This is a genomic window from Mesorhizobium sp. M7A.F.Ca.CA.001.08.2.1 (assembly GCF_003998455.1).
GTDB lineage: Bacteria > Pseudomonadota > Alphaproteobacteria > Rhizobiales > Rhizobiaceae > Mesorhizobium > Mesorhizobium ciceri.
This window is the reverse complement of the sequence record NZ_RZPW01001098.1, coordinates 1-1524: the sequence shown is the minus strand read 5'-3', so window position 1 is coordinate 1524 and position 1524 is coordinate 1. Positions and strand designations below refer to the sequence as shown.

3 protein-coding genes are annotated in these 1524 nt (G+C 62.3%); 1 reads left to right on the top strand and 2 read right to left on the bottom strand.

What is annotated here, in order from left to right:
• On the bottom strand, positions 1-256 hold a 256-nt coding region (locus EN914_RS35130; RefSeq protein WP_127389676.1), incomplete at its 3' end, for a DUF2259 domain-containing protein.
• A 128-nt stretch (positions 257-384) separates the two neighbouring features.
• Here EN914_RS35130 and EN914_RS35125 point away from each other — a divergent pair.
• Positions 385-639 (top strand): DUF2171 domain-containing protein, encoded by a 255-nt coding sequence (locus EN914_RS35125; RefSeq protein ID WP_013532118.1) that lies wholly within the window; start codon positions 385-387, stop codon positions 637-639.
• 14 nt (positions 640-653) lie between these two features.
• Here the strand turns inward: EN914_RS35125 and EN914_RS35120 are convergent.
• Positions 654-1524 (bottom strand): P1 family peptidase (locus EN914_RS35120; RefSeq protein ID WP_164779156.1); only part of this gene is annotated, 871 nt, incomplete at its 5' end.

The window sequence follows — 1524 nt, the reverse complement described above, 5'->3', positions numbered from 1 at the left end:
GTTTGGCATTCTCGTCCTCAAGCCGGACCCGGATCGGCGTGCCCTTCAGAAAGCTGTCGGTGCTGGTGTCGATGTAGTAGCGGTTGGCATAGGGAAAGCCCGATCCATCCTGCACGCCATATTCCTCGAAAGCGAAGACGCTGCCGTCCTTGGTGAAGCCGAGGATCTCAAGTTCAGCGACATCGCCGGCATGAGCCGCGATCGAGGTCGCAAGCTGTGCAAGCAGGCCAACGGCAAACAGAAAGAGCATTCGCATCGGTCTTCACCCCCGTGATCGTTTCAATCCCCTAGCACGACGGAATCAAAACGTCGTGCGGTGCGAAAGCCGATGCATCCAATCGGCCCGTCATTTGTTATTGTCGGCAGTCCCAATGGAGAACCACCATGACCGACACCAGCAAAATTCGTGAGCATATGGAAGTCGTCGGCGCCGATGGCGTGCATGTCGGCACTGTCGACAAGGTCGATGGCCAGCGCATCAAGCTGACCAAGGCCGATAGCGGCGAGGGCGCCCACAAGGGCCATCACCACTACATTCCCCTGAGCCTGATTGCCGAAGTCGACGGCAAGAAGGTCTGGCTGTCGGCGAATTCTGATGTCGCGGTGACCTTCGAGGAAGAAAAGTCCGATCCGGTCTGATTGATCGCTTCACTTCACTTCATGCGTGACGACCAGACCGGAAACAGATCGTTTTCGGCAGGCGTCGCGGCATAAACGCCTCGGCTGATGGCGCGCGCCATGGTGGCGCCGGCGGCGGCGCAGAGATCGATTGCTGCATCGGCGGAGAGTTCGATACCGCTCGTGCCGGTCGCCAGCGCGAACACAAGGTCGCCATCGGCCGGCGTGTGCGTCGGCCAGATGGCGCGCACGAATCCATCATGCGCCGACATCGCCAGGCGCTTGGCGGCAGCCTTTGTGAGCACTGCATCGGTGGCAATGACGGCGATGGTGGTGTTGCCGCCGGTCTCCGTCTGGCGGCCAAAATGTTTGTCGCGGTACTTCAAAAGAATCCGTTTCGCCTCGTCAGGCATCGGCGAGGGATAGCCAAGCCCACCGAATTCGTCGCCGATTTCGAACGGTGCCGCCCAGAAATGGCGGGTTCGGCCTGTGGTCACCGAACCGGTCGGATTGACGGCGGCCAGCGCGCCGATGATGACGCCATTGTCGAGCAGCGTCGAGGCGGAGCCGAGGCCTCCTTTCAGCCCCGAAGTGAGCGCGCCGGTGCCGGCGCCGATGGTGCCGAGTTGGAAATCGGCGGTGGCGGTTTGCGCGGCTTCATAGCCAAGCTCGCGGTAGGGCGGATAACGGCCCCAATCCTTGTCGCCGCCATTGCGCAGGTCGAACAGGATCGCCGACGGCACGATCGGAACGCGAAAACCGCCGACCTCGAGGCCGATGCCGCGTTCACGCAACGCCGCCTGCACGCCGGAGGCCGCGTCGAGGCCGAAAGCCGAACCGCCCGAAAGCACCACGGCGTGCACCACATCGACGGAATTGTGCGGTTCGAGCAGGTCGGTCTCGCGG